Origin of the sequence: Brevibacterium linens (genome assembly GCF_003999335.1) — a bacterium.
Taxonomy (GTDB): domain Bacteria; phylum Actinomycetota; class Actinomycetes; order Actinomycetales; family Brevibacteriaceae; genus Brevibacterium; species Brevibacterium linens.
In genome coordinates, this window is sequence record NZ_CP026734.1 from 869,395 (window position 1) to 895,035 (window position 25,641).

The following is a 25,641-nucleotide window of genomic DNA, read 5'->3' on the forward strand; positions in this document are numbered from 1 at the left end:
CTCTGTCGTTGCTGCTGGCAGCGTCGCGTCCCGGTTCAGCCGCGGGTGGCAGAGGACTGTTCGGGTTGGGGGTCGTTCGCCCCGAGGAGCTTGTTGAGGACGAGCCGTTCGCCGAGCGTCCACGTGGTCGTCGTCGCCAGGTAGAGTGCGGCGGCCAAGGGGACGAAGAGCGCGAAGATCGCGGTGAGGAAGGGCATGAAGCTCAGGGTATTCATCACCCCGGACAGATCCGGCATCGCCGGAGCATCCGAGCTGTTCTTCCCCGGATTCCCTGCGGGAACGGCCGGGGTCTCGGGCGCAGCCGGAGTGAGCAGATGGCGGGAAAAGCCGGCGACGACGGTGATGAGCACGACGAGGATGAGGTAGACCGTGATGGCCGTGCCGGTGAGATCCCCGCCGCCGAGCAGTCTGACGAAGCTCGTGTTCAGGGGCAGACCGAAGAGCGTGTGACCGAGCAGCTCATTGGAGTGCCCGCCGATCGTCGCATTGATGAAGAGGCCATAGACGGCCATGAGCACTGGGGTCTGTGCCAGCACCGGCAGGCATCCGGCGAAAGGGGAGGCATTCTCCTCTTTGTACAGCTCCATGAGCTTCTGCTGCATGAGTTCGGGATGCTTCTTGTGCTTCGTCTGCAGCTCTTTGATCTTCGGGGCCAGCCGTTTTCGAGTGATGCCGGCCCTGACCTGGGACACCCCGACGGGGATGAGCACGGCGCGGACCAGCACGGTGAGTACGATGACGGCCAGGGCGGCGCTGAAGCCGCCGGCGAGCGGTTCGAGAATGTCGCTGATCCCCGTGACCACTGTGTAGGCGGCCTCGACGAGCAGGCGGATGGGCAGGAATTCGTAGATGTTCACAGGTGATCGTCCTTCGGACTTAGGCGCACTGAGGCGCGGTTGAATGGGCCGTTGAAGGCCATCACCGTGACGATTGATGACAATTGCCCGCGCCGAGGCGGGGAGACATTCCGTACGGAACAGGTCGTTCAGGCGATGGCGTGAACGACGGTAGAGGGGGCTCTGGGCAGAGCCGTACCCGGAGTGCCGGGTTCCTCCGGCATGCGGAATTCGCGGATGCTTCGGCGCGTGCCCGGCAGAGACGGCGGGCGTGCCGACAGCGAGAGCACACGCAGCAGGGCCATGCTCGCCCATGCGGCGATCGGCGTCAGCAGGGCTGCACCGAGGAGGGCGAGGACGATGAGATGAGTGGGGGACTGGGGCACGACCGAGTCGAGGTCGGAAGAGAGCACGACGACGAGCAGCTGCAGCGTCAGCCACATATTCGCCATCATCTCGTCCCCTTTCAGACGCCACGATGCTAGCACGCGGGCCTGGGCGGAGGTCTCAGTCCTCTGCGTCGGCGGAGAGGTCCGGGTCTCGGGCGAGACGCACGAGCGCGGCCGCGAGTCCTGCGAGGTCGTCGTCATCGACCAATGCGGCCAGCTTCTCGTCCTGCTCCGGCAGCCCGGCCGTCGTCGCGCCCTTGCGAACGAGAGTGTCGAATGCAGGCCTCACCGAGGGCCAGACCTGCTGGGCCTCTCGGAGGAAGATGGATGCCCCGGTCGGACCGATCCCGGTGAATTCCTGCAGGAGCCCCGAAATCCGACGAGGCTGCCCCTCGGCCTCATCGCGCAGCTTCCGCAGGTCCCCGTCCCATCGGTCGATGAGCAGATCGGCGGCCTCGGCCAGACGGGTGGCGGTGCTCTCGTCGTAGCGGCGATACCCGCCGCGTCCGAGCGCATCGACGCGCTGCTGCCACGAGCTCGCGCGCAGACGCCGCGGCGTTCTCCACTTCGCCGAGAACAGCTCGCGCGCGCTCGCGAGGGCGATGTCGGAGCTGATGCGCGTGGACAGGAGCAGGCTGAGGACGAGCAGCCGCCACAGCGGGGCCGGCTTGTCCCGGAGTGTGATCCCGGCCTCCGCGGCGAATGTGCGACCGTGCACATCGATGAGGCGACCGGCCCGATCTCGCTGTGTGCTCATGCGGCCGATCCTATGTCCGGGCCCGGTCGAAGAGTCAAGGGCCACCGGAGCCTCAGCCGCCCGTGCCCGTCCGCTCATAGCGGCACGGTCCCGCTTCCAGCGGACCCGTGTCGATGATGCACGCGATCGCCGACACCATCGCTCACGCGCGCATCCTCCGCCACCAGGGGTCGAGCGGGATCGGCGGAGCCGCCGACATCGAACTCCAGGGCGACGACCTCCGATCGGTCAGAGACACCGTCCTGCATCGGATCGCCGAGGCGACCGGAAAGACCTACGACCGCATCTTCGACGACTCCCTGCGTGACCGGTGGTTCACCGCCGAGGAGGTGATCGAGTACGGACTCATCGATCGCGTCATCGACTCCCAGTCCGACCTGCGAGCTCGGATCGGAATGAGGGTGACTGAAGTGAAGTGGCACACAGGTGTTGCGGAAACGTCGGTAGGTTAAGTTAGGCTGTCCTACGTTAATGTCGAGGAGCCGCAACCGGCTCCGACCACTGTCGAAAGGACAGGAATGTCAGTTCCTCACAGCCGCCGGGCCGTCATCGCCGGAGCGCTCGTCGCACTCTCGCTCACCGCCACCGCCTGCGGGCAGCGATCGCAGGCCGCGGAGGAGTCCGGGTCAGCGAATTTCGAGACCGTGACGATCAAGCACGCACTCGGCGAAGCGGTCATCGAGTCCGAGCCCGAGCGCGTCGTCACCCTCGGTCAGGGATCGACGGAGACCGCGATCGCGTTGGGCAAGACTCCGGTCGGTATGGAGGAATACGCCTGGGGATCCGATGACACCGGCTATATGCCGTGGATCTACGAGGCCGTGAAGGACAAGGGCGAGAAGCTGCCCGAACAGTTCCAGGGCGATACGGAACTCGACGTCGAGGCCATTGCCGAACTCGAACCCGATGTCATCCTCGCTCCCTGGTCGGGAATCACGGCCGACCAGTATGAGCAGCTCGATGCCATCGCCCCGACCGTGGCTTACCCGAAGCAGCCGTGGACCATCGAATGGGATGAGCAGATCACCACGATCGGCAAGGCACTCGGTCAGGAAGAGGAATCCGTTAGGCTCGTCGACGACATCAAGACACAGCTGAAAGAGGCCGAGCGGGACGAGTACAAGGACCTCACATTCTCCTATATCTACAACTCCGGTCCCGGCACCCTCGGCGTCTTCTATCCCACCGAACAGCGCGTGGCGATGGTCTCGGCTCTCGGGCTGACCCCGGATCCGGTCATCGACGAACTGAAGAAGGAGTACGACGAGCCGGGAACGGACTCCGCGCTCATCGGCCTGGAGAACGCGGACAAGCTCAACGACTCGGACCTCATCTTCACCTTCTACTCCGATGCGAAGAACAAAAAGGAGATCGAATCGCAGGGACTGTATAAGAACATTCCGGCGATCAGGTCCGGAGCCGTCGTGGCCTCCGAAGATCAGGCCTTCGTCACCGGATCCTCGATCATCAACCCGCTCACCGTCCCCTGGACTCTGGAGCGCTATGTGCCGATGATCGACAAAGCTGTGGAGAAGCTCGACAAGTAGGTCGACGGCGAAGCAGCAGCCGAATCAGCCGGGCGAGCTGGGCGCTCTCAATCGAGGGCGCTCAGCTTCTTCCATTCATCCCAGGAATAGACCCAGTCCGAGATGTCGCTGTCATTGGTCGACAGGCTCACCTGCGAACCGGTGATCTCGACGGGATCACCGAAGATCGCGGAGTCATAGTATTCCTTCGCCCGTGCGGTGGTGAGGTTGACGCAGCCGTGCGAGACGTTCTGAGAACCCTGCACGCCTGCCGACCAGGGAGCAGCGTGGATGAATTCGCCGTTGTTGTGGATGCGCACAGCCCACTGGACATCGGTCTCGTAGTCCCACTGCTCGGAGGTCATCGTGTAGTCAGCGGCCTTCGACATCACCACGTGCGTGCCGTTGTACGAGGGTGACTTCGGTGCGCCGAGGGAGGCCGGGAAGTCCATGACCGTCTTGCCGTCACGGGTGACGGTCATCCGGTGGGTCTTCACGTCGGCCTTGACGACCTGTTTGCGTCCGATCTCGAAATCAAGGGTGAGATCGTTCCGTCCCACGCTGTTCTCACCCGTCGGCACGTCCTTGAGCGGAACGTCGACGGAGACCTTGGAATGAGCGGGCCAGAACTCCTTCGGACGGAAATGCAGGCGGGACTGCGGATCGTCATAGAGCCAACCCCACGAGCCTTCGACCTCACGCTCCTCGCCGTTTTCGTCGGTGACCTTGACCGAGAGTCGACGTTCCACATCGTCACGGAATTCCTCGGACACGGTGGAACCGAAGTTGAGCATGATGGGGGCCGCGACACCGACCGTCTGGCCATCGGCGAGTGTCGTGCGCACCGACATCGGTGCCCCGTCGCTGGCGCCGACAATGACCGTTGCGTCGAGGTCGACTTCGTCTCCGTCAGCAGCAGTGGCGGTGACCTTCACGGTATATTCGCTGTCGGCGACGAGGCCGTAGGTCGAGATCCAGGCGGCGGAGTCATCCGGGGCGGAGACCGCTTCGGCATCGTCCTTGCTCTCTGAATCGCTGCCCTTCGACTCTTCCGTGGACTCGTCGTCGCTGGATCCGGATTCGGTGGAGCTCGGTGTCGACGAACCGGCTTGGGCGTCCTCATCTGACTCGAGCGCGGTGCCGGAGGCATCGAAGAATGTGCCGGGATCGTGCGCGATTCGGGGGTGGGCCTCCTCGGTGACGGAGATGTCACTGAGGTCGGCGTTCTCGACGGAGATGCCGATCCGCTGACCGGCTTCCAGATCGATGTCGTCGCCGGATTCGGTCACTTCTCCGAAGTCTCCGGCGCCGGGCATCGCGGTCGCCGCATCGGCGGACTCGCTCGGCTCAGCTGAGGAGGTCGCATCGCTGGGCTGCGAAGACGGCGTCGATTCGGACGCGGATTCTGCTGCCTCGGAGGTGATGGCTCCGACGCGGAACACGGGATCCGCGGCCGCCTCGGCGGTCTTGTTCGCGCCATTGCGGGTCGCGTCGGGATCATCACTCGACGGCGTGCACGCCGTGAGCAAGGCCAGCGCCGACAGGGCGGCAACGGCCCCTTGGATCTTCGTGGACAACAGGGAAACCTCGTTAGAACACAGGGATGAGAACTGCGAATAATGGTAATGAAGCAAAATCACGAAAGTATTAACGCTTTCGCTTCTTCGCTCCGATTCCGGCTCCCGAAAGGTCGTGGAGGCAGAGCTGACCTGGGCAGATGGGGGAGAGGGGGAGTTGTGGAATTGTGATGTTGGGGAGTTGTTTGGGAATCGAGGACTCCCCGTGCACCCGACAGAGCTCGCTTACCCTTGCTGCCTTCCGGCCCTGGGGGAGTTCACAAGATGACGCCGCACGGGGAGCCGTGATTCAGTCTAGTCGAGAGCGGCCTCGGCGGACAAAACGAGTGGGCGGGGCCACGAGAATACGACAAGGACACTGTTATCCACTCGTGACAGAAACATCATCTGAGCGGGACATTCACTGGATAGTGTGGACGCATCCTCGTTTCCCATCCCTAAGGAACGACGGAAGCATCGAGCGCAGACGGGAGGACGGAGCGCAGCCGTCGGCAGAACGGCATCTCCGCGCCGTCGCCGATTGAACCGCGTGCCGTCGGGCGATGAGGTCGCGTGTTCACCTGCGGGAAGTGGGATGCTTCACACTCGGCCACCGCGATTTCGCATTGTCGTCATGACTCGGATAAGCTGATTCGCGGAGGATTCGCCTAGTGGCCTATGGCGCTCGCCTGGAACGCGGGTTGGGTTAACGCCCTCAGGGGTTCGAATCCCCTATCCTCCGCCACGGAAGCCCCGGTCTCGCAGTTTCTGCGGGCCGGGACTTCGTCGATTCACCGGTTGCGGACCTCCATGACGGTCGCGGGAGGCTCGTATTCGGACATCCCGCACCGATTGTGACAGTTGGCACCATTCGTGCCACCTGCTACCGGTGCTTTCGTATCCCTCGTCGGTGGTGGCTCAACGCACCGGTGCAACGAGGTGGTGTGCCGCCAAGGGTGAGTGATGCGGAGCTGGGTGCAGCGGACGGCAGTTGCCGGAACGCAAATCACATGACGGTTCATGGCGAAGTGCGTCATTGTGACGGCACGCGTCAGCTCGCGAAGTCTGCCCGCCGTGTGTGGTCTGCGGCGCGGCCCAGCAGCACGAATCGACCTCCACGTCACTCGCGCTCGCCTTGGCCACCGAGAAGCTCAAAGGTCATCGCCGCCATCCATCCGGGCATCTGGGAACCGGCCGTGCTCGCGAAGTTCATCCTCACCGCCGACCAGTTCAGCAAGGGCCGAGCTGCGATCAACGTCGTCTCCGGCTGGTTCAAGGACGAATACACCCGCCTCGGCCTGCCGTGGCTCGAACACGGCGAACGCTACCGCCGGTCCGCGGAGTTCATGGACGTCGTCCGCAAGCTCTTCACCGAGGAGAACGTCGAGTACCGCGGCAACTTCTACACCGTCGACGACTTCACCCTCCGCCCCGGCCCCTACCCGGTCGAAGGCCGCCCCCACCCGGAGATCTTCCAAGGCGGAAACTCCTCGGCCGCGCGCATCAACGGCGGCAAGCACGCCGAATGGTACTTCTCCAACGGCAAGGACTTCGACGGATTCCGCGAACAGTACGACGACGTCACCGAGGTGGCCCGCGCCCGCAATCGAAAGGTCCGTTTCGGACTCAACGGGTTCGCCATCGTCCGCGACACCGAAGCCGAAGCTCGCGAACAGCTGCGCGAGATCATCGCCAAAGCCGACGAAGGCGCCGTCGAGGGATTCCGCAAGTCCGTGCAGCAGGCCGGTGCCTCGACTCACGATAAGAAGGGCATGTGGGCGGATTCGAGCTTCGAAGACCTCGTCCAGTACAACGACGGCTTCCGCACCCAGCTCATCGGCACCCCCGAACAGGTCGCCGACCGCATCATCGAATACAAGAAGATCGGCGTCGACCTCATCCTCACCGGCTTCCTCCACTTCCAGGAGGAACTCGAAGCGTTCGGCAAGACCGTCATCCCGATCGTGCACGAGAAGGAAGCCGAACTCGTCAACAGGTGACTGCTCACGTCTGCCGGAGTCTGAACCTGGAGGCGAGGTTCCCTCAGGCCACGCTGAATGACGCGGACCTGAGCTTCAGCTTCGTCCGCAGCTGATCGCCGGTGAGGCTCTCGGTCTTTCCCTTCACCGAGGTGGCTTTCACCGTCTTCACCAGACCCGAGCCGGTCTTCGTCACCGTCACAGACCGGACATCTGCCAGTCCGAAGGCCTTGGCCATATCGGCCTGCTTAGCCGTCACCGACCACGAGGCGTTCGGGTTCTTCGCGGAGGCATACTTCGACGGTGAGTCATCGACGGAGACGAGGTAGGGCACAGCCGAACCCCACACCTCGGCGGCCGAATGCGTCGTCGCCCCGGCCGAAGAGGAGTACACGGCGTCGATGAGGCTGCCCTTGTACGTCACGACTCGCGCGGACTTCACCGTCGGACCGCTCATCGTCTGGGTCGCCGCCACGGCCTTGCGCCACGGACCCGAATCGCCTGCGTTCTCATGAGTCCACCCGAGGAAACGCTGCGAGGCCACTTCGTCGTAGACATTGCAGTCGCATGCGGACTTCGGAGTGCCGAGGGTGCGATAGGCATAGGTGCGGGAGGCGATGGCCTGAGCACGCAGCGCCTCGGACTGCCATGATGCCGGCATCTCGGCGATGCCCGGCAGATATCCGCTGTTGAGACCCACCACGTTGATGACATTGAGCGAGCTCTTCAGCTGCCCGATCTCGATCCGCCCGTGCCGGTAGACGCCGGTCGCCCCGTTCTGTGCACCGCTGACCGACACCGTCGCCGCCGAGGATGACTTCCAATAGCGTGTTCCCTGCCATTCGACGATGAGCTTCGAGGCCGCATAGCTCTTCGACCCGACCTTCGCCTTGACCGAACCGGACGAGGTGGGCTCGACCGTGACCGTCGCCCCCGACTCGACGGTCTTCGACCCGATCTTGACCCTCAGTTTCCCGGACCGGGGAGTGATCGTCACCGACTTCTTCCCGGTCAGCAGCTGCACCCGCAGCCTGTCGTCGGCGTTCTTCGACATCGTCGTGACCTTCGCACCCGTGTAGTAGTGCTGCAGGATCTGCGTCGAGGACTTTCCGGCCGCCGCCATCCCGCGTGCTCCGTACTGGCTCATCCCGACCCCGTGGCCGAAGCCTGACCCCTTGATCGCGAATGACGAGGGCGGCTTCGCTGGCGTCACCTTCGCCCCGGACTTCTTCCACTCCGTCCCGATCGCCCCCGCGGTCGGATACGCGGCGTTCGCGGGGGACGGGGCTGCGAAGAGCGTGAGGAGTAGTCCGATGAGAACGGCCGCGAGGGCAGGAGTCGTCGCCTTGACGAACGGGGAAGCTGGCATGAGTAGATCATAAGCGGGGCTGTCAATACCTCAGGTGTCGAACAGACGAACTCCCCGGAACGATCGTTCCGGGGAGATCGTCGAGGCTTGCCCTGATCGGTTCGACGTTTCCCTCGCCGAGGCGGTTCCGCCTCGGCGAAAGAGGCATCGTTCCAGGTCAGCTGAAGTTATCAGCGATTGCCTTGTTGAAGGCGTCGAGGTCGCCGGGGTCACGGGAGGTGATGAGGTTGCCGTCGACGACCACCTCGGTGTCGGTCCACTCGGCTCCGGCGTTGATGAGGTCGGTCTTCGTCGAGATGAACGACGTCAGCTTCCGTCCCTTGGCCACTCCCGCCTCGGCGAGGATCCACGGCGCATGGCAGATGGCCGCGACCGGTTTGTCGGCGGCGAAGAACGCCTTGACGAGGTTGACTGCGTCCTCATTCAGACGCAGGGCATCGGCGTTGAGAGTGCCGCCGGGCAGGACGAGGGCGTCGAAGTCATCGACCGAGGCCTCGGCGACGGGAACGTCGACGTCGAAGGTCTTCGCGTGCTCCCAATCGCCTTCCATCGCCTGCAGAGTCCCCTCTGAGGGGGAGACGATGACGGTCGTCGCTCCGGCCTCGTCGAGGGCTGTGCGGGGGCTGGTCAGTTCGACCTGCTCGACGCCGCGGGTGAGGAGGAACGCGATCTTCTTGTCCGAGAGTGCCATGATGGTGCTCCTTGTCGGTTGTGATTGGTGAGATTGTCGAATCTGACATGGGCTCGGCTGGCCGAAACCTCGAGGCCGACGCGCAGCCCGGCCGACGCGCAACCCGGCCGACGCGCAACCCGGCCGACGCGCAACCCGGCCGACGCGCACATTGGGCACAACAACGGAAAGTGCAGAGTTGTTCCAGATCGCGACGAACGGATTCCCCTGGCCGGGATGACCAGGGAATCCGATTCGGGGATGCGAGACCCTCGAGGGGTACGTTTCGCGGGCTCGGCGGACGGCTCAGATGTTCGGGAATTCGAGGCTGTAGCCGATGCCGGACTGCGACGCCGAGGTGATCTTCACAGTGCCGTAGTGATTCTTGCCGGCAGCGGTGACGGTGCAGTTCTGCGAGCCGCTGTGGGAGAAGATGCGCAGGTCGGAGTAGCAGTCGACGGTGTCGACCGTGGTGCCCTGCTTGGCGTAGGCGTTCTTGATGTCCGCCTCGAGAACGTCGGCGGGGATCTTGCCGTTGCCGTCGGCGTCGAGTTCGACTCCGTCTTCGCCGATGCGCGGACCCTGGTAGCCGTTGTCGGTCGTTCCGCTCGACGACGAGGAGCCGTTCGATGACGATCCGTTCGATGTGGAGGAATCGCTCGCCGAGGAGGCGCTGGACGAATCCGTGGATCCGCCGCTGTCGGTGGTGCCGGTGTCGGTGGTGCCGTTATCCGTCGTGCCCGTCGAATCCGGTCCGGTGGAGTCCGAACCGGCGGAGTCCGAGGTGGACTCCGAATCCGCTGCCGGTTCTTCTGCGGTCGTCTCGGTGTTCTCGTCTTGCTCCTGGCTCTGCTGGCCGTCTTGTCCCTGGCCCTGCTCCTGCCCCTGGCCCTCAGGGCCGAAGGTGATATTCATATCGCAGGCCGAGAGCGTCAGGGTCGCTGCGAGCGCTCCGGCAACGGTGATGGTCTTGAGAATTGTCTGTGCCTTCATGATCTGCTCCTGGTCTCGTGTGCAAAAGGCTGTCGGTGTTTCGTACAAGACAAGCCTCTCAACGCGGAGCCGTGACCTGGGCCGATTCGTGTTCGGATCCGGTGACGCATGTTCCAGGACGGACACATCGGCCTATTCTGGGACTGTGTTCGGCTTCGGCGACGAAGAAGATCGAGAATTCTTCGGCGCTGATGTCGAGAACACCTGTCCGGCTGCGTCCCAGACATGTCAGCGAGCACAACCCGTGCGAGCGGCACGAGACAAGGAGACCATCATGGCCAAGTACCTCATGCTCAAGCACTATCGGATGCCGGAGCAGTATATGGATTACACCCCGATGGATCAGTGGAGTCCCGAGGAGGTCGACGCGCATGTGGCGTACATGAACGCCTTCGCCGACAAGCTCAAGGACTCCGGCGAATTCGTCGACGCCCAGGCGCTGTCCCCGGAGGGCACCTTCGTCCAGTCCGGCGGACCGGGCAAGCCTCCGGTCACCGACGGCCCCTTCCCCGAGTCGAAGGACCTCATCGCCGGCTGGATGGCCATCGACGTCGACAGCTACGACCGCGCCCTCGAACTCGCCGGCGAGCTGTCGGCCGCCCCGGGCAAGGGCGGGGAGCCGATCAACGAATGGCTCGAACTGCGCCCCTTCCTCGACAACGCACCCAGCGTGGACGAGTGAGCAGGGACGCGAACGGAGTCCGCGATGATCGATCCGGATCCCCTCGCCGAGGCGGAGCTGCGTGAGCTCGTCCCCGCCGTGATCGGCATCCTCGTCAGTCGTGGAGCAGACTTCGAGACCGCCGAGGATGCCGTTCAGGACGCGCTCATCGAAGCCCTGCGATCGTGGCCGTCCGAGCCGCCCCGCGACCGGCGGGGCTGGCTCGTGACGGTGGCATGGCGGAAGTTCCTCGACACCGTGCGATCCGAAGGATCGCGGATAAAACGCGAGGAACGGGTCATGGCCGCCACCCTCGCCGCACCCGGAACCTCGTCCGAACCCGGGACCGACGGCGTCCCGAACGCCGATGACACCCTCGACCTCTACATCCTCTGCGCCGATCCCGACCTCAGCCCCGCCTCGGCGGTGGCCCTGACCCTGCGGGCGGTGGGTGGACTGACGACGAAGCAGATCGCCGCAGCCTATATGGTGCCCGAGCCGACGATGGCCCAGCGCATCAGCCGCGCCAAGGCCACGATCGCAGGGGCGCGGCTCAACCGACCCGGTGACCTGTCCTCGGTGCTCACCACCCTCTACCTCGTGTTCAACGAAGGTCACTCGGGAGACGTCGACCTCGTCGCCGAGGCGATCCGCCTGACGCGCACGCTTACGTCGATGATCGACTCCGCTGAGGTGGACGGACTGCTCGCCCTCATGCTCCTCCACCACGCCCGCCGCGACGCCCGGTTCGCCCCGGACGGCCGACTCTTCGCCCTAGCCGATCAGGACCGCACCCTGTGGGATCGACGGCTCATCGTCGAGGGCATTGATCTCCTGCAGGCGGCGCTTGGTCGGGACGAACTCGGCCAATATCAGGCGCAGGCTGCCATCGCGGCTCTTCACGCCGATGCGCAGAACGTCGAGGACACCGACTGGGTGCAGATCGTTCAGTGGTACGACGAACTGCTGTCCCTGCGCGATACACCGATCGTGCGACTCAACCGGGCCGTGGCCGTCGGGGAGGCCGACGGGCCGGCGGCGGGCCTGACCGAACTGCGGGGCCTGGACGAGGGCCTGCCCCGGTATTTCGCCGTCGAAGCGCACCTGCGCGAACGGGCAGGAGAGCCGCAGGCGGCCGCCGACCTCTACGCTCGGGCCGCCGAACGCGCCGGCAGCCTCGCCGAACGTGACCATCTCAACCGGCAGGCGGCACGCATTCGGCCTCGTCGACGGTGACGATGGTGTTCACGGTCTCGGTCGGCCGCCTCGGCGAGCGAGGTTGATCACTCCTGTCGGCAGATGACATCGAAGTGCAGCTGCGGCGGACTACGATCGAAGGGAGCCGTCGGCTCATCATCCCATCTCAGCGATCCCGTCACCGGGGTCCGTTCCCGATGCCGAAAGAGGCCGAACCCGTTTGAGCCACCTGCAGGAGTTCTTCCGCATCCCACCGGGCGAACGCGACCATATCCCCGCGTCCCGCATCGCCCTGGGAGTCGCCATCCCGCTCCTCGTGTTGCTCGGAATCGACCGCCTCGACCTCGCCGTCCATGCCGCCTTCGGTGCGTTCACCGGCATCTACGCGCGCTTCGAATCCCCACGATCGCGGACCAGACGCCAGACGATCGCGGCCGCCGTCCTCGTCGTCTGCGTGGGCATCGGGGCCCTGCTCAGCAGCCTCGGAGCCTCGGTGTGGGTGCTCGTCGTCATCACTTCGCTCGTGTCTGGCGCGGGTGCGGCCATCGCCCTGCGCTTCCGGCTCAAACCCGGCGGGTCGATCTTCTTCATCTTCGCCACCGGAGCCGTCGGATCCATTCCGAGCGGCGCATCGGTGCCGGTGGCAATGGGTGTGGCGGCCGCCTCGGCGCTGGTGTGCATCGGTCTCGGAGCGCTTGCCCACTTAGCCGGGGAACGCATGCCTCCGGAGAAGGAGACCTATGTTCGGGTGGGGCTGTCGCCGGTGGGCAAGGCTGATCTGGCAGCCCATGCCGCCCGATTCACGATCGCCCCGTTCATCGCCGGAGTTCTGGGCACCCTGCTCATCGATGTGCTGCCGCTTCTGTCCCACAGCTATTGGGCGATGGTCGCGGCGGTCGCCCCGATCACGCCGCCCGGCCGCTCGGCCCGTCTCAAGCGCGGCGTCCAGCGTGTGGTCGGAACCCTGCTGGGCGTGATCGTCACCGCGTTCCTGCTGTCGTTCCCCACCGAGGCGTGGCAGTTGGTCGTGTGGGTGATCCTGCTGCAGTTCCTCGCCGAGATCTACGTGCTGCGCAACTATTCGGTGGCGCTGCTCTTCATCACACCGCTGGCCCTGCTCATGACTCAGATCGGCGCCCCGCACCAGGTTCCGGAGCTGCTGGCCTCCCGCGCCATCGAAACCGTCATCGGTGCCGCCGTCGGCATGATCGTCGTCATCGTCGGCTTCAGCAATGCGAAGAAGACACACACCGAACTCGATGCCTCACCTCATGTTGATGCTGACGACTGATCGAGAGGACACCATGACCACCAGCACCGAAGTGCTCGCCACTCTGGCCTCGCTCGAGGATGAGAAGATCCGTGCCGTCAACGCCCGCCACGGCGACGACCACGCGGTCAACCTCACGAAGCTGCGGGCCGTGGCGAAGGACCTGAAGAAGAACGATGAGCTCGCCGCCGAACTGTGGGACTCCGGTGACACTGCGGCCCGCCTCGTCGCGATCCTCATCGTGCGTCCGAAGGCCTGGAGCGAAGCGCAGCTCGATGAGATGCTGCGTGACTCCCGAGTCCCGAAGGTCCACGGGTGGCTGGTCAATTACATCGTCAAGAAGTCGCCCCACGCCGAGGCGCTGCGCCGGGACTGGGTGGACGATCCGGACCCGGTGGTTGCCTCCGCCGGATGGGCATTGACGAGCGAGCGGGTGAACCGGAAACCCGATGGCCTCGAACTGTCCGGACTGTTGGACACAATCGAAGCGGAGATGGCGCAGGCACCCGAACGTCTGCAGTGGGCGATGAACGAGACGCTGTCCTATATCGGCATCGAGAACCCGGACCTGCGGAACCGGGCCATCGACATCGGTGAGCGCCTCGGCGTGCTCCGCGGCTACCCGACCTCACCGGGATGCAACTCGCCCTTCGCCCCGACGTGGATCACGGAGATGGTGGCCCGCAGCGCGGCGACGTGAGCCGCGGTGCTGCTTCTACAACTTGGGGTGGCGGGTGTGGAAGTCCGTGACCTGCTGGAAGGCGTGACCGGCGGCCAGAACGTGCGCCTCCTGGAAGTCACCGCCGACGAACTGGGCTGCCAGGGGAGTGTTCCGTTCGGTGAACCCTGCGGGCAGAGTGATCGACGGCATTCCGCAGTTGTCGATCGGTGCCGTCGGCACGGTGACCGCGGCGAACAGCTTCTGGTCGGAACCCAGGTTCGCCATCTGCGCGATCGTCGGTGAGCCGACGCCGATTCCCGGCAGCAGGAGCAGATCGATATCGGCCATGAGGGTGCGCATTCGGCCGGTGAAGTCTCTCCGCGATTCGAGCAGCCGGTGGTAGTCGATGGCGGAGAGTCCGCGCCCGATCTCGATGAGACCGGACAGGTCGGGACCGTATTCGTCCGCCCGGGCCGTGTACGTCTCCGAGTGGACACCGGCGGTCTCGACCGCGCACAGAGCAGTCCATTCCTTGGCCGCGGCCTCAAATCCGGGAGTCTCGACCTCGAGCACCCGCCAGCCCAGGTCGGTCACCGTTTCGATGGTGTCCTCGAGCATCGCATTCGTCGCGGCGTCGAAGTGCTCTTCGGCCAGCTTGCGGTCGAAACCGACGACCGGGGCGCGGTCGACGCGCAACGTCTGCGGGTAGTCCGGTATCGGTTCGAGCGACGAGGTGGGATCGGCCGGATCGTGACCGGCGATGGCCCGTAGCACGATCGCGGCATCACGGGAGCTGCGGGTCATCGGCCCGATGTGATCGAGGCTGGGGGCGAGTGCGAAGATGCCGTGGCGGGAGACCCGGCCCCAGGTCGGCTTGAGCCCAGTGACGCCATTGGCCGAGGACGGAAGGCGGATCGATCCGCCGGTGTCCGAGCCGAGAGCGGCGAAGCAGAGACCGGCTGCAGTGGCCACACCGGACCCCGAGGAGGACACCCCTGACCAGGCGTCGGCATCCCACGGGTTGACCGGGGTCGGCAGGTCGGGATGGTGACCGGCGAACGCCCCCTCGGTCAGACGCAGTTTGCCGAGGATGACGGCTCCGGCGGTTCGCAGTCGAGCGACGACGGTGGCATCGTAATCTGGTCGGAAGTCGGCATGGATCGTGGTACCTGCACCGGTCGGTGCGTCGTGGGTGTTCGCAAGATCCTTCACCGCCACGGGGACACCGTGCAGATCGCCGAGCCAGTTCCCGCGGGACAGGAGCGCATCGGCGCGGTCGGCCTCGGCGAGGGCGGATTCAGTCATGACCGTGGCGAAGGCCTGGAGCCGGGGTTCGAGGTCGGCGATGCGTTCGAGCATCGCTTCGGTGACCTCGCGCGAGGTCAGCTGCCTGGTCCGAATGAGTGTTGAGACTTCGTGGAGTTCGAGGAACGGGATCTCGGTGCTCGTCGGTGTGGTCATCATGCCTCCCAGCATCGGTTTCCCTCACCCTAGCCGATCTTCTCACCAGGGGGAATAGTGATTTCCAGGGCTATGCTCCGGCCAGTTCCCGCAGTGCTTGGATGTGCGCCTCGAGTCGTCTGCTCCCGTTTTTGCTGATCGAGACCCAGGTGCGCGGGCGTTTGCCCACGTACCCTTTCTTCACCTCGACCATTCCGGCCTTCTCGAGTGCGGTGATGTGCCGGGAGAGCACGGAATCGGAGACGCCGAGACTGTCGCGCAGCAGTTTGAACTCGGCTCTGTCCCGGTTCTTCAGGCTCGAGACGATGCCGAGCCGCGTGGGGTTGTTGAGCTCCGGTTCGAGGCGGGTCAGAGAGTCGCCGAGGTGGGGGATCGTTTCGTCTTCGGTGTACGCGTCCTCTGGTTCGGTTGCGGAGTTCTGTTTCGCAGTCATCGTCGGTCCCTCCTCAGCGGCGCAGGGCCAGCAGGGAGAAGACCGGGGCGGCGACCCACAGCAGTCCTGCGGCGATGAACGGGATCGGACCGCTGGCTGCGAACGAATCGGCCATGACGCCGGCGATGAAGGCGACGATGATGACGCCCAGCCATGTCAGCAGCAGGGCCGTGGAGCGGCGGCTCCAGGACAGGGCCTTGGCGAGGTAGACGACCAGGGCGGGAATGATCCAGCTCAGTCCGGCTCCGGCGATGATCAGCTGGGTGGTGTTGTCGTCGATGATGCCGATGGCCATGAGTCCGACGGAGAGCCCGGCAGAGAGGACGAAGAGCAGTGTGACCAGCGGCCACGCATCGCCGCTGCGCGCCTGGGACTGGTTCGCTTCGACCTGGTTGAGAAGATCTGCAGCCTGGTGTGGGGTGGGGTCGGCGTTCATGTCGGTTCCTCTGATTGGGGGTTGCTCTGTGGAAGTAATTCCACAGTACCAACTACTTTCCATATTGGAAAGTACTTTCACCGCAAACTTCCCCGTTGCTACCTGACGGCGGCCCAGCAACCTCGCGCGAGGTTGCTGGGCCGCCGTCAGGTAGCAATTAGGGGGTGGAGACTGCGACTGTGGCGGCTAACTCCGTGGCCCTTTCGAGATGCTCGTCCGTGACCTCGCCGGTGACGATTAGGGGATCGAAAGCGAGCTTCCAGTCCAGGCCGGTCGTGATCTGCTTCATCGCGGTCTCGGCCCCGGTCGTGTCATAGCCGCCGTGGATCCAATAGGAGAACGGCCTGCCGGCGGTCGGCTCGCGCACCGCGTCATAGGTGGTGTCGAAGAAGTGCTTGAGGGCACCGGAGATATAGCCGAAGTTCGCGGTCGTGCCCAGCACATAGGCGTCGGCGGCGAGCACATCCTCGACGCTCGCCTCCAGCGCCGGGCGGACCGTGACGTCGATGTCGCCGAGCTCGGGCATGCGCAGTCCGGATTCGGCCGCCTCGGCGATCCGTACCGTCGCAGCGGACGGGGAATGATGAACGAGCAGAACGTTGACCATGGCCCCACCCTAGCCCCGCCCGGTGCCTTCCGTCAGCCCTCATGTCTACAGTGGAGCCATGGCAGTCATCTTCGACCCCCTGCGCGGACGTGTGCGTCCGGAAGCCAGCCACTCCGATGCCGAGATCATCGACGTCCTCACCAGGCAGCATGCGAATGCGGACTGGGCGGTGCTGACAGGCGCGGGAATGAGCACGGACTCCGGCGTCCCCGACTACCGCGGACCCGATTCCCCGCCGCGGAAGCCGATGACGATCCAGACCTTCCTCTCCCACCCCGATCAGCGCGCCAGGTACTGGGCGCGGTCATGGATGGGCTGGCCGCGGATGCGCGGCACCCGACCCAATCGGGCCCACCTCGCCCTGGCTGAGCTGCCGGTGGCCGGGATCATCACCCAGAATGTCGATGGCCTCCACCAATCCGCCGCCGAGGCGGTCGCCGCCGAACGGCCGCGATGGAGTGCGGAGGTCTCTTGGGTGCGAGAGGGCCGGCGGACCCTCATGGAGGGGTTCGTTCGCCAGGCTGTATTGATCGTGGGGGAGAGGGCGGCAGTGCCCGCTGTGGTGTGTGTGGCAGGATACACGCGTGTTGCGGTAGCGCTGATTTTGCGTGTGCGGTATCCTGAACTCAGCTCGGTCAAAGCAGAGTCCTTTCGGATTCATTGGAGCGTCAGCGTCAACTGCGCTCCTTATTGGCTTTAAGCCCCTCGTGCGTCAACACGGGGGGGCATCAGTCATTTATGGGGTCGGGTCCGGTATCAGCGGCTCCTGTCCATCGTCGGTGTCGGGTTGGGGCTCGGGGGCGCACTCAGGCATTCCGAACCGTGTGGCGAGCAGGTACTCAGTGTACTCAGCGCGGGAAAGGCCGGCGGCCTTGGCGCGAGCATCAAGGACAGCTGCAACTCGTACGTGCGGACGGAAACTGATCGCGTTTCCTCGCTCGTACCGGGGCGTACGTCCTGGTCCTGCCTTCACCATAAGTCCCACGTTACACGAAGCGTTTGCGCTAAACGGATTCATTTTCGGCGTGTTCACCCGAGCGTGAAGAATGCGTCCGGGCCCTGGATCCCCATTCGAGCATTCGGAGATGTTCGCCGAGGCTGCTGCGGGACTTTCTCTCAGTCTCGTCGTCCCCTGGTTGAACCTACCCAGGTTTGCTAATATGTCGGAGTGAGCTTAAAATTAACGTCCATCGATTCCGTCAATGATGCCGAGCATTTAGTTCATTTTCTCTCCAACAATTTCTTTCCATTTCACCTTACTGCCGCTCCAACCGAGGATGAGGCTCGAACCCGGCTAGCCAACGGGGTGTTCTCAGGGCCAGACAACTTGGCCTATTGGATCGAATTCGATGGCGTACGAGTCGGATTTATCAATTTTCAAGAAGTACTCGACGGCACTCCGATGATTGACATCCGCCTGGGTGACCACCACCGAGGTAGATCGATCGCCGTCGCTGCTCTTGGCATAGGAACGTCCGAAGTCTTTAACAAGTACCCGGACGTTAATCGAATTGAAGGCAATACGCGTTCGGACAACATTGCGATGCGCAAGGTGTTTGAGCGAAATTGTTACGTTAAGGAAGCTCACTATCGCAAGGCTTGGCCGGTAGGCAACACCGATCCGTTGGACTCAGTGGCTTATGCGATTATCCGCTGCGACTGGGAGTCGGGCTTGACGACTCCTGTCGATTGGAATTCCTAAGCCCTCGCATGCCTGCATCGTCTGAACCAACGGTTTCCGTGTCCCCACACCCAATACTCAATGGAGTACTAGGTCTTCCTACACTCGATGCAACGGATATCCAGGCTCGATTCAATCAAGTAGACGCGGTCATAATTGGGATGCCGTGGGACGGTGGAACGACGGGGCTTCCGGGACAACGCCACGGTCCAGAGATTGTCCGAAAGTTCAGCCCTAGTCTTGGGTTTAACCTGGATAGTGAGTCCCGCTTGCATGGTGTGCGCGATCCGTTGAGCGGAGCTGAGGTTCTTGGACAGCGGCAGATTTTCGATCTTGGAGATCTTGGCGGGGTTCCTCTCGACCCTCGCATTGATAGGGCATCCTACTACCAAGTAGCGCAGGAAACTGCCTATCGCGCCGCGCGAATCGCGCGTGTACCAGTCTTCATTGGCGGTGATCACAGTGTCACCGCAGCCACGGTGACTGGGGTATCGCGGGCGCTCGAGGAGCCGTTACATCTCGTATGTTTCGACGCGCACTGCGATGTGGGCCCAGTGTCTGAAAGCGTTACCAGCTATGGGCAACTGACTCACGCGAACTTTGTGAACTACCTTGCGACGACTGGTTCGATAGCTGGGGCAGACATCTTAGGGGTCCGTGCCCCTCTCCCGGAGAGCCATTTTCCGCTCCCAAAAGGCGTACATTGCCGATCCTCTGCTACAGATCTGCTAGATATAGACGCTCCTACGTTCCTTTCTATCGATCTGGATGTTTTGAGTCCGGAGGCGTTTCCTGCGACAGGACATCCCGAACCAGGTGGGAGCGATTTAACCAATCTTGTCCATGAAGTCAACCACGTATGCTCTACGTATAACATTATCGGTATCGATGTTGTTGAAACGACCTACAGCGATCGTTGGAGCGAAGAGGCCGGCAAGACCGTCGCTGCACTCTTACTAGCGACGTTACGTGCGGTCCTCGGCGACAACTAGCAGCAAGGGAGCAACGATGCTAACTGCACACCAACGCGATCTCATCGAGCGCGTGGACCACCCCGAATGGGTTGACGGCTCGGCGAAAAACATCGGCGAGAACCGACCGTCTGTACACCGCATAGACGATCACTTGTTCATTTTCCATATGCTCACCGAACGATCCTTGGACGGAGACGCCCTCGTGTACATACCGGCGTCGGGGCAGATCGAGTCATTAACGAGTGCACAGGAGCAGTTTTTGCTCAACTGCCAAGCGTCAGATTCGAAAGCATTTCGGTTGCTCTTCGACGACCGATTCGCAACAATCCCGGCAGAAGGCTGGAGCTTTCCTGAGATCCCTTCAGCTCCCGACCTCACCAATGTCCGTTCGCGAACTCTAGTGCTCAATCCGACGGAACAGTGCAATATCCGGTGCACCTACTGCTATTACGGTGGAGCGTACGACGGGACTCGACTTCATCAAAATCTCTCTCCGGGATACGAAGATCTGGCAGCAGCCGTTGATTCGTTCCTTGTTAGCGATCAGCGAGTCGTCGATAGTCAGCAGGCTATCTACTTTTTTGGTGGCGAACCGCTTCTCGGTTTCAACAAGATGCAGGAAGTTATGGATCTCATTCGAGCCCGTGAGAAAAAGCTCGGCATCTCTTTCCCGAACCTGATTTTGCAGGTCAACACAAATGGCATGCTCTTAAATGAGCGAATAATGCATTTTTTGGTCGAGAATGACATTTACATGAACATTTCGATTGACGGGCCCAATCACGACCTTTATCGCGTTGATCGCCGCGGCAAGGGTACACACGATCGAGTGAGAGACAAGGTGGAATGGGTTGCCCAGAAATGGCCAGACTACTTCTCAAAACGTGTTGCGATCATCTCTGTATTATCCCAACCTCTCGACACTCGCAAAATGTATAACTATTTCGCAGAGTGGGATGTGGCACAGCGTGCCCTTGCGTGGGACTTCGACCTGGTTCTTCCAGGTGGAGCCGGCTCCTACGACGAGTTCCAAAGCCTCTTTGACGAGCAAGATAAGATTTGGAATCTGTTTGTCTCGGCTCACAAAATGAATGCCGAACAGCGTGACCGCTCGCTCCGCTATCATTATGCATTCAGTCATGGATTCCTTCATCGATCTTTCCACCGGGCACTCAATCAATCCGTTCCAGATGACCCCGCAGAAGTGTCTCATCTTCTTGGTGTCCAGCTCATCCCGGGCTCCGAATACCTGGTTCTTGGGGCAAACGGGACATATTACACTTCCTATGAGTTTCAAGCAGAGACTTTTTCAGCGGGAACTGCAGACACCGGAGTGGACTATCGGCTTGGACTAGATCAGCTCCGCGGCTTCGCTGATGGAATCAATAGCTCCTCTTGTTCCACCTGCTGGGCAGCACGAATGTGCACAATCACTTTCCCTGAAGCGCCATTCAATAGGCAGGACTCAGACGAGGTTATTACACAGAAGGCGGAGGCGAAGGTTGCTCGCTGCAGGAGTGAAAGAGAGAACTTGAGTAAAGCGCTCGACTCCATCAGCGCAATTAGGAATCGTTTCGGTGAGGAACCACTTAGCGAACACCGTTCTGACTGGGTGCGCCAGCAGAAGGAAGGGCCCTCAATTGCTGGCTTCAATCAGTGAGATCTCCTATACGGAGACGAACATCGGGGCCGCTATACGCGAAGCAGCGAGTCGGCCGGTGCCCACTCTCATCCGCATCGGGACCGACCATCACTTTGTTAAGGCCTTTGAACGTGACTCTCTGAGCTCGTATCGTGAAGTGTCGATCAATGCCGAAAGTAGCTCGGCTGATGGGTGGAGCGGAACTCTAGGGGATTTCCTTACTCGCCTGGACAATCGTCCAGGCGACGGTCTGTACATGAAACACACCACGTTGACGGACATAGATCCTCAACTAGTGGCTAGAGTCCTCAGGCCAGTACGAGAATTGAACTGGCTCTCCTCTCTACCTAACGAAATGCGTCCGTCTTGGTATTGGCTAATGGCAGGCCAAGCAGGCACGGGCACGCCTCTACATGTCGACAGCATGGCAAGCGCGGCGTGGAACCTTTTGATCACCGGGCGCAAGATTTGGCGTTTCCTGCCCCCGGCTGAGGCTGTGCATCTTGGAATGATCCCGATTGCTCCAGCATATTACGAGTTCCAGCCCGTTGAGTTCGAACAAACACCAGGGGACCTGCTCTTCACCCCAAGCGGATGGGCCCATGCCGTTGAGAACCCTACTGAGACGATTGCTGTGACGGGCAATTACATCGGTGAGGCAAACATCGACTTCGCTATCTCGTACTTTGAAGCCGTCGGAGAACACAACAACGCGTTGCTCTGTCAAGATGTGAAGAGCGCCTTCACGAGAAAAGATGTCCCTTGAGTCCGATTCAAGGACCTTTCCGGCGTCGTGGGGTTTTCTCGTTCCTCGGTGGCTCATTCATCGGCAACACTGGCACTGAGATCTCAGGAATTGCGCTGCCTCTAGTCGCTATCACGCTGCTCGAAGCCAGTAATGCCTGGGTTGCGACGATCGAAGCTGTTGCAGCGATCGTCATGCTCGTGGTGGCTCTTCCCATCGGTCTGCTTGTGGATAGAACAAATCGACGTCGGCTACTGGTGGGAACTTACCTAGTTGGCGCTGTGTTCGCGAGTCTCATACCTTTCCTATGGATAACGGGCCACCTTACGATCGCATGGGTCTTGCTTGTAGCCGTTGGGCTTCAGGTTTTCGACTCGCTCGCCGATGTTACGACAGACACTGTTGTGCCAGCGCTTGTCCCTGATGCTGAGATGGACAAAGTTAATGGTGCATATGCATCTTCGCGCTCTGTTGCTGAGGTGGGAGGCGCTGGTATTGGCGGCGGACTCATCAGTGTGTTCGGTTTGTTCGCTGGGCTCATTTCTAACACTGTCGCTTTCATCGTGTCTGCAATATTGATGTTGCGACTACCTAAAGAAACCCTCGATCCGACCACTTCGAAGCTTCTTCAAACCGCTCCCAGAATACGTCCCTCGCGCTCAAAGCGGATTGCGCACGGATTGTCGGAGTTTCTAGGCGGTTTCAGCGTCTACCGCGCCAATCGCCGTCTTGGTCTGATTCTTGTATCGAGTGTGACATCCAACGTCTTCTCGACGATGGCGGGGGCTGTCGAGTTTCTATTTCTCGTGAGAGTCCTCGAAGTACCCGCTTGGGGTGTCGGCGTCGTTGTGAGCTTCACAGCGGTTGGTGGCATCGTGGGCGGAGTCATCAATGCCCCGCTGGTGAGAATTTTCGGTCCTGTGAGAATCATGGTGATCACGCAGCTAGTGATCAACCTCCCGATCCTTCTTCTTCCCTTCGCTTTCCCCGGAATCGGACTCTCCTTCTACATCGCAGGATGGTTCTTCTACGCGATGAGTTCGGTTGTTTACGCTTCTGCAGTCATCACATATAGGCAGAGGGTCGTACCTACGAACCTTCTCGGGAGGGTCGGCGCCACCAGCCGCTGGATCAACTCTCTCGCAGTTGGCGGCTCAGCAGCCCTCACTGCGGTAGCTCTGACCACTATCGAAATCTGGCCAGTAGTTCTTGCGTCGAGCGTCGGCATTTATGTTTCGGGATTCTGGCTTCTAAATCGCCATTTCCTCCGTCCTGATGAGGTTGCGACTCGTGGCGACGGCGGGACAAACCGTACTGAGGCGTTGGAATGATTCCTCAGTTGGGCTTCGGTACATGGGGGCTCACAACTGAAGCAGAGCTCATGGTCGATTCAGCCCTGAAACTCGGATATCGGATGATTGATACGGCATCGGCCTATGCGAATGAGCGGGAAGTCGGCAAAGCTCTCGCGACGAGTGGGGTCCCTCGGGAACAGCTCACTATCTGCACCAAGTTCCCCGTAGAGTTCGCAGGAAAAGAATGGGAGGTACTTGATTTCAGCCTGGCAAGTCTACAGTTGGAGTATCTAGACGTCTGGTTACTACATGCCCCTATGCCTGCTCGGGAGTTGGTACGCACCCTGGAAGTTATGCGTGAAGCACGAGCAGGTGGACACGTTCGCTGTCTCGGTGTTTCCAACTTCTCGATTCAGCAGCTGGACTGGGTGAAACGGTCGTTGGGCTTCTACCCGGATCTGAATCAGAGCTACTTTCCTCTTGATCGCACTCTGTCAGCAACGGTTGACTCACACAAACGCCGAGGAATTGTCCCAATGGCTCACAGTCCATTCCATGAGCGGAATCGGCTCCTGACAGCGCATAGCGACCCAAAAGTGCACGAAGCAATTTTGTCGGCTTACATTCGTGCAGACGTACCGGTCGTGTTCGGAAGCCGCAATCCTGCACACCTATCAGCAAATCTCGAGGTATTTCGCCGCCTCACGAAATCGAGCTGATCCAGTGGCTCGGCATACTTAACCGCCATCCAGGCCGTGCAACGGGAAGATCTGTCAACGCTGGATCTTCACCGATACCCATATGGCGATTGTTTCCCCTTGCGCGATACTCGAACGCGAGAACACCACTTTCGTTCTGGGTACGATTCCAGTCACCTCTGTGGACCACTTTGGAGGAAAGATAAAGAACGGTTCCGGCAGGTTGTTCAATCGGAATTGCCGCACTTTCCAACTCGTCGACACTAACATGGCTCTTCGCAGTTGAGGGTGTAGAACCGGTGCGCGTCGCTACACAGAAATAGGTCGAGGCCTTTCGAAGATGGAATTTCCTAGACAAACCGGCTCTTCGCAGTTGAGGGTGTAGAACCGGTGCGCGTCGCTACACAGAAATAGGTCGAGGCCTTTCGAAGATGGAATTTCCTAGACAAACCATCCGAAAGACCTCGACGTGCACCACCTTACGTTCTCCACCCCTGACCTCACCACGTTCTGCCACCTCGACACACTCGGCCTGCACTGCACGGGCCAACACGTCACCGATTCAGAAACAGTTCTCCTGTGCACCCCAACCACTGACGATGAGTGGTGCCACCGATGCGGCGGACATGGCCGGCCCCGCGATACTGTGACCCGGAAATTGGCTCACGAACCCTTCGGGCACCGTCCCACCACCCTGCTCATCCGACTCCGTCGCTACAAGTGCGAACTCTGTGGGCGCGTGTGGCGCCATGACACCGACCAAGCAGCCCCAGCCAGGGCCAAGATCTCGCGCACCGGACTCGCATGGGCTTTGAAAGCACTCGTTGTCGATCACGCCACGATCTCCGTCATCGCGGCCAAGCTCGCTGTATCCTGGCACACCGCTAATGACGCGATCCTGGCCGAAGGACATCGGGCTCTCATCGACGATCCTTCCCGGTTCGATAACGTGAGCGTCATCGGCGTCGACGAACATGTCTGGCGGCACACCAGACGGGGTGACAAGTACGTGACCGTGATCATCGATCTCACCCCGATCCGCGATCAGACAGGACCAGCGAGATTGCTGGACATGGTTGAGGGACGATCGAAGGCCGTGTTCAAATCGTGGCTGGCCCGGCAGTCGAAGGCCTTCCGCGATGGAATCGAGGTCGTGGCGATGGATGGGTTCACCGGGTTCAAGACCGCTGCTGTCGAAGAGCTGCCGGCCGCGGTGGAAGTGATGGATCCCTTCCATGTCGTCAAGCTCGCCGGGGACAGTCTGGACGAGGTCCGCAGGCGTGTTCAGCAGGAAACGACCGGGCACCGCGGGAAGAAGGGCGACCCGTTGTATCAGGCCCGGCGGACTCTGCACACCGGGTGTCAGTTACTCACCGAGCGGCAGCAGCAACGGATCGTCGCTCTCTTTGCTGATGAGAATCATGCTGATGTGGAGGTGACCTGGAGCGTGTTCCAAGACATCATCACCGCCTACCGCAACCCGGACCGAACCGCGGGGAAGAAGTCGCTGCAGTCGATCATCGACTCCATCTCGTCCGGGGTGCCTGCTGGTCTTGTTGAGCTGCGCCGGCTGGGGCGGACGTTGAAGAAGCGGGCTATGGATGTGTTGGCGTATTTCGATCGGCCGGGGACGTCGAACGGTCCGACGGAAGCATTGAATGGCAGGCTGGAACACCTACGTGGATCGGCGCTGGGGTTCCGGAACCTCACCCACTACATCGCCCGAAGCTTGCTCGAGACGGGAGGATTCAGACCCCGATTACACCCCTAACTGCGAAGAGCCGACAAACCATCCGAAAGACCTC

At 61.8% G+C, this 25,641-nt stretch carries 25 protein-coding genes, 1 tRNA gene, 1 other RNA gene and 2 pseudogenes; 17 read left to right on the plus strand and 12 right to left on the minus strand.

Annotated features, from left to right (window positions below; translation table 11 throughout):
- Positions 1 to 35 precede the first annotated feature (35 nt).
- From CXR29_RS03630 to CXR29_RS03640, 3 genes are all read right to left on the minus strand, one after another.
- Positions 36 to 857 (minus strand): YidC/Oxa1 family membrane protein insertase, encoded by an 822-nt coding sequence (locus CXR29_RS03630; RefSeq protein ID WP_101555612.1) that lies wholly within the window; start codon positions 855 to 857, stop codon positions 36 to 38.
- A 128-nt stretch (positions 858 to 985) separates the two neighbouring features.
- Positions 986 to 1,291 carry a hypothetical protein gene (locus tag CXR29_RS03635; protein ID WP_035320514.1) on the minus strand — a complete coding sequence of 102 codons (306 nt, stop codon included), beginning with the start codon at positions 1,289 to 1,291 and terminating at the stop codon, positions 986 to 988.
- 52 nt (positions 1,292 to 1,343) lie between these two features.
- Complete coding sequence (locus CXR29_RS03640; protein WP_127363935.1) at positions 1,344 to 1,982, minus strand: endonuclease; 639 nt, start codon at positions 1,980 to 1,982, stop codon at positions 1,344 to 1,346.
- A 113-nt stretch (positions 1,983 to 2,095) separates the two neighbouring features.
- Between CXR29_RS03640 and CXR29_RS03645 the strand changes: the two genes are divergently transcribed.
- On the plus strand, positions 2,096 to 2,434 hold the full coding sequence (locus tag CXR29_RS03645) for a ClpP family protease (RefSeq protein ID WP_127365256.1): 339 nt from the start codon (positions 2,096 to 2,098) through the stop codon (positions 2,432 to 2,434).
- A 66-nt stretch (positions 2,435 to 2,500) separates the two neighbouring features.
- The gene (locus CXR29_RS03650) at positions 2,501 to 3,529 is read left to right on the plus strand and encodes an iron-siderophore ABC transporter substrate-binding protein (protein ID WP_127363936.1); all 1,029 of its coding nucleotides are present in this window, start codon (positions 2,501 to 2,503) and stop codon (positions 3,527 to 3,529) included.
- 47 nt (positions 3,530 to 3,576) lie between these two features.
- Here CXR29_RS03650 and CXR29_RS03655 read toward each other — a convergent pair whose 3' ends face one another.
- Positions 3,577 to 5,085: an Ig-like domain-containing protein gene (locus tag CXR29_RS03655; protein WP_241241577.1), complete on the minus strand. Its 1,509-nt coding sequence runs from the start codon at positions 5,083 to 5,085 to the stop codon at positions 3,577 to 3,579.
- Between the two features lie 191 nt (positions 5,086 to 5,276).
- An RNA gene (ffs, locus tag CXR29_RS03660) (signal recognition particle sRNA small type) lies at positions 5,277 to 5,372 on the minus strand.
- A gap of 349 nt (positions 5,373 to 5,721) precedes the next feature.
- Between ffs and CXR29_RS03665 the strand changes: the two genes are divergently transcribed.
- Positions 5,722 to 5,809: transfer RNA gene (locus tag CXR29_RS03665), tRNA-Ser, on the plus strand.
- A 342-nt stretch (positions 5,810 to 6,151) separates the two neighbouring features.
- Positions 6,152 to 7,064: pseudogene (gene sfnG, locus CXR29_RS03670) on the plus strand (dimethylsulfone monooxygenase SfnG); the annotation flags it as partial.
- Between the two features lie 43 nt (positions 7,065 to 7,107).
- Here sfnG and CXR29_RS03675 read toward each other — a convergent pair.
- From CXR29_RS03675 to CXR29_RS03685, 3 genes are all read right to left on the minus strand, one after another.
- The gene (locus tag CXR29_RS03675) at positions 7,108 to 8,412 is read right to left on the minus strand and encodes a SpoIID/LytB domain-containing protein (protein WP_101555608.1); all 1,305 of its coding nucleotides are present in this window, start codon (positions 8,410 to 8,412) and stop codon (positions 7,108 to 7,110) included.
- A gap of 157 nt (positions 8,413 to 8,569) precedes the next feature.
- Positions 8,570 to 9,103: a type 1 glutamine amidotransferase domain-containing protein gene (locus tag CXR29_RS03680; protein ID WP_101555607.1), complete on the minus strand. Its 534-nt coding sequence runs from the start codon at positions 9,101 to 9,103 to the stop codon at positions 8,570 to 8,572.
- A gap of 285 nt (positions 9,104 to 9,388) precedes the next feature.
- Positions 9,389 to 10,075 (minus strand): hypothetical protein, encoded by a 687-nt coding sequence (locus tag CXR29_RS03685; protein WP_127363937.1) that lies wholly within the window; start codon positions 10,073 to 10,075, stop codon positions 9,389 to 9,391.
- A gap of 274 nt (positions 10,076 to 10,349) precedes the next feature.
- Between CXR29_RS03685 and CXR29_RS03690 the strand changes: the two genes are divergently transcribed.
- From CXR29_RS03690 to CXR29_RS03705, 5 genes and pseudogenes are all read left to right on the plus strand, one after another.
- A complete protein-coding gene (locus CXR29_RS03690) occupies positions 10,350 to 10,757 on the plus strand; it encodes a YciI family protein (protein ID WP_127363938.1) in 408 nt (135 codons plus the stop codon).
- A gap of 24 nt (positions 10,758 to 10,781) precedes the next feature.
- Positions 10,782 to 10,949: pseudogene (locus CXR29_RS17990) on the plus strand (sigma factor); the annotation flags it as partial.
- An 87-nt stretch (positions 10,950 to 11,036) separates the two neighbouring features.
- On the plus strand, positions 11,037 to 11,972 hold the full coding sequence (locus CXR29_RS03695) for an RNA polymerase sigma factor (RefSeq protein ID WP_420897596.1): 936 nt from the start codon (positions 11,037 to 11,039) through the stop codon (positions 11,970 to 11,972).
- Between the two features lie 181 nt (positions 11,973 to 12,153).
- Positions 12,154 to 13,224 (plus strand): FUSC family protein, encoded by a 1,071-nt coding sequence (locus CXR29_RS03700; protein WP_127363940.1) that lies wholly within the window; start codon positions 12,154 to 12,156, stop codon positions 13,222 to 13,224.
- A 13-nt stretch (positions 13,225 to 13,237) separates the two neighbouring features.
- Positions 13,238 to 13,903: a DNA alkylation repair protein gene (locus CXR29_RS03705; protein WP_101594389.1), complete on the plus strand. Its 666-nt coding sequence runs from the start codon at positions 13,238 to 13,240 to the stop codon at positions 13,901 to 13,903.
- Between the two features lie 15 nt (positions 13,904 to 13,918).
- On the opposite strand, the gene CXR29_RS03710 is transcribed toward CXR29_RS03705, so the two are convergent.
- From CXR29_RS03710 to CXR29_RS03725, 4 genes are all read right to left on the minus strand, one after another.
- Positions 13,919 to 15,325: an amidase gene (locus tag CXR29_RS03710; protein WP_241241579.1), complete on the minus strand. Its 1,407-nt coding sequence runs from the start codon at positions 15,323 to 15,325 to the stop codon at positions 13,919 to 13,921.
- 70 nt (positions 15,326 to 15,395) lie between these two features.
- Positions 15,396 to 15,758 (minus strand): winged helix-turn-helix domain-containing protein, encoded by a 363-nt coding sequence (locus CXR29_RS03715; protein WP_101555602.1) that lies wholly within the window; start codon positions 15,756 to 15,758, stop codon positions 15,396 to 15,398.
- A gap of 13 nt (positions 15,759 to 15,771) precedes the next feature.
- Positions 15,772 to 16,194, minus strand: coding sequence for a hypothetical protein (locus CXR29_RS03720; RefSeq protein WP_101555601.1), 423 nt, complete (start codon positions 16,192 to 16,194; stop codon positions 15,772 to 15,774).
- Positions 16,195 to 16,351: 157 nt separating this feature from the next.
- Positions 16,352 to 16,801, minus strand: a complete 450-nt coding sequence (locus CXR29_RS03725; protein ID WP_101555600.1) for a flavodoxin family protein — start codon at positions 16,799 to 16,801, stop codon at positions 16,352 to 16,354.
- A gap of 58 nt (positions 16,802 to 16,859) precedes the next feature.
- Here CXR29_RS03725 and CXR29_RS17890 point away from each other — a divergent pair, with 58 nt between their 5' ends.
- The 8 genes from CXR29_RS17890 to CXR29_RS03765 all read left to right on the plus strand — a co-directional run bounded on the left by CXR29_RS17890 (position 16,860) and on the right by CXR29_RS03765 (position 25,607).
- On the plus strand, positions 16,860 to 17,501 hold the full coding sequence (locus CXR29_RS17890) for a Sir2 family NAD-dependent protein deacetylase (RefSeq protein ID WP_338142537.1): 642 nt from the start codon (positions 16,860 to 16,862) through the stop codon (positions 17,499 to 17,501).
- A gap of 468 nt (positions 17,502 to 17,969) precedes the next feature.
- Positions 17,970 to 18,503 carry a GNAT family N-acetyltransferase gene (locus tag CXR29_RS03735; RefSeq protein WP_127363941.1) on the plus strand — a complete coding sequence of 178 codons (534 nt, stop codon included), beginning with the start codon at positions 17,970 to 17,972 and terminating at the stop codon, positions 18,501 to 18,503.
- An 8-nt stretch (positions 18,504 to 18,511) separates the two neighbouring features.
- Positions 18,512 to 19,474, plus strand: coding sequence for an arginase family protein (locus CXR29_RS17995; RefSeq protein WP_127363942.1), 963 nt, complete (start codon positions 18,512 to 18,514; stop codon positions 19,472 to 19,474).
- Positions 19,475 to 19,490: 16 nt separating this feature from the next.
- Entirely contained in the window at positions 19,491 to 21,116 is a 1,626-nt protein-coding gene (locus CXR29_RS03745) for a radical SAM protein (protein ID WP_127363943.1), read from the plus strand.
- A 58-nt stretch (positions 21,117 to 21,174) separates the two neighbouring features.
- On the plus strand, positions 21,175 to 21,864 hold the full coding sequence (locus tag CXR29_RS03750; RefSeq protein WP_164742769.1) for a cupin-like domain-containing protein: 690 nt from the start codon (positions 21,175 to 21,177) through the stop codon (positions 21,862 to 21,864).
- Positions 21,861 to 23,174 carry an MFS transporter gene (locus CXR29_RS03755; RefSeq protein ID WP_164742770.1) on the plus strand — a complete coding sequence of 438 codons (1,314 nt, stop codon included), beginning with the start codon at positions 21,861 to 21,863 and terminating at the stop codon, positions 23,172 to 23,174. The genes CXR29_RS03750 and CXR29_RS03755 overlap by 4 nt, the downstream gene beginning before the upstream one ends.
- Positions 23,171 to 23,857 carry an aldo/keto reductase family protein gene (locus CXR29_RS03760; RefSeq protein WP_127363946.1) on the plus strand — a complete coding sequence of 229 codons (687 nt, stop codon included), beginning with the start codon at positions 23,171 to 23,173 and terminating at the stop codon, positions 23,855 to 23,857. Before CXR29_RS03755 ends, CXR29_RS03760 begins: the two co-directional genes overlap by 4 nt.
- 448 nt (positions 23,858 to 24,305) lie before the next feature.
- Entirely contained in the window at positions 24,306 to 25,607 is a 1,302-nt protein-coding gene (locus CXR29_RS03765) for an ISL3 family transposase (RefSeq protein ID WP_009881950.1), read from the plus strand.
- Positions 25,608 to 25,641: the final 34 nt, after the last annotated feature.

Excerpts from the sequence above, each read along its gene's own strand:
- CXR29_RS03710 (WP_241241579.1), bottom strand. The coding sequence starts at position 15,325 with ATGACCACACCGACGAGCACCGAGATCCCGTTCCTCGAACTCCACGAA.
- CXR29_RS03635 (WP_035320514.1), bottom strand. The coding sequence starts at position 1,291 with ATGATGGCGAATATGTGGCTGACGCTGCAGCTGCTCGTCGTCGTGCTC.
- CXR29_RS03650 (WP_127363936.1), top strand. The coding sequence starts at position 2,501 with ATGTCAGTTCCTCACAGCCGCCGGGCCGTCATCGCCGGAGCGCTCGTC.
- CXR29_RS03725 (WP_101555600.1), bottom strand. The coding sequence starts at position 16,801 with ATGGTCAACGTTCTGCTCGTTCATCATTCCCCGTCCGCTGCGACGGTA.
- CXR29_RS03640 (WP_127363935.1), bottom strand. The coding sequence starts at position 1,982 with ATGAGCACACAGCGAGATCGGGCCGGTCGCCTCATCGATGTGCACGGT.
- CXR29_RS03685 (WP_127363937.1), bottom strand. The coding sequence starts at position 10,075 with ATGAAGGCACAGACAATTCTCAAGACCATCACCGTTGCCGGAGCGCTC.
- CXR29_RS03695 (WP_420897596.1), top strand. The coding sequence starts at position 11,037 with ATGGCCGCCACCCTCGCCGCACCCGGAACCTCGTCCGAACCCGGGACC.
- CXR29_RS03760 (WP_127363946.1), top strand. The coding sequence starts at position 23,171 with ATGATTCCTCAGTTGGGCTTCGGTACATGGGGGCTCACAACTGAAGCA.
- CXR29_RS03690 (WP_127363938.1), top strand. The coding sequence starts at position 10,350 with ATGGCCAAGTACCTCATGCTCAAGCACTATCGGATGCCGGAGCAGTAT.
- CXR29_RS03645 (WP_127365256.1), top strand. The coding sequence starts at position 2,096 with ATGATGCACGCGATCGCCGACACCATCGCTCACGCGCGCATCCTCCGC.
- CXR29_RS03675 (WP_101555608.1), bottom strand. The coding sequence starts at position 8,412 with ATGCCAGCTTCCCCGTTCGTCAAGGCGACGACTCCTGCCCTCGCGGCC.
- CXR29_RS03715 (WP_101555602.1), bottom strand. The coding sequence starts at position 15,758 with ATGACTGCGAAACAGAACTCCGCAACCGAACCAGAGGACGCGTACACC.
- CXR29_RS17890 (WP_338142537.1), top strand. The coding sequence starts at position 16,860 with ATGGCAGTCATCTTCGACCCCCTGCGCGGACGTGTGCGTCCGGAAGCC.
- CXR29_RS03705 (WP_101594389.1), top strand. The coding sequence starts at position 13,238 with ATGACCACCAGCACCGAAGTGCTCGCCACTCTGGCCTCGCTCGAGGAT.
- CXR29_RS03680 (WP_101555607.1), bottom strand. The coding sequence starts at position 9,103 with ATGGCACTCTCGGACAAGAAGATCGCGTTCCTCCTCACCCGCGGCGTC.
- CXR29_RS03720 (WP_101555601.1), bottom strand. The coding sequence starts at position 16,194 with ATGAACGCCGACCCCACCCCACACCAGGCTGCAGATCTTCTCAACCAG.
- CXR29_RS03745 (WP_127363943.1), top strand. The coding sequence starts at position 19,491 with ATGCTAACTGCACACCAACGCGATCTCATCGAGCGCGTGGACCACCCC.
- CXR29_RS17995 (WP_127363942.1), top strand. The coding sequence starts at position 18,512 with ATGCCTGCATCGTCTGAACCAACGGTTTCCGTGTCCCCACACCCAATA.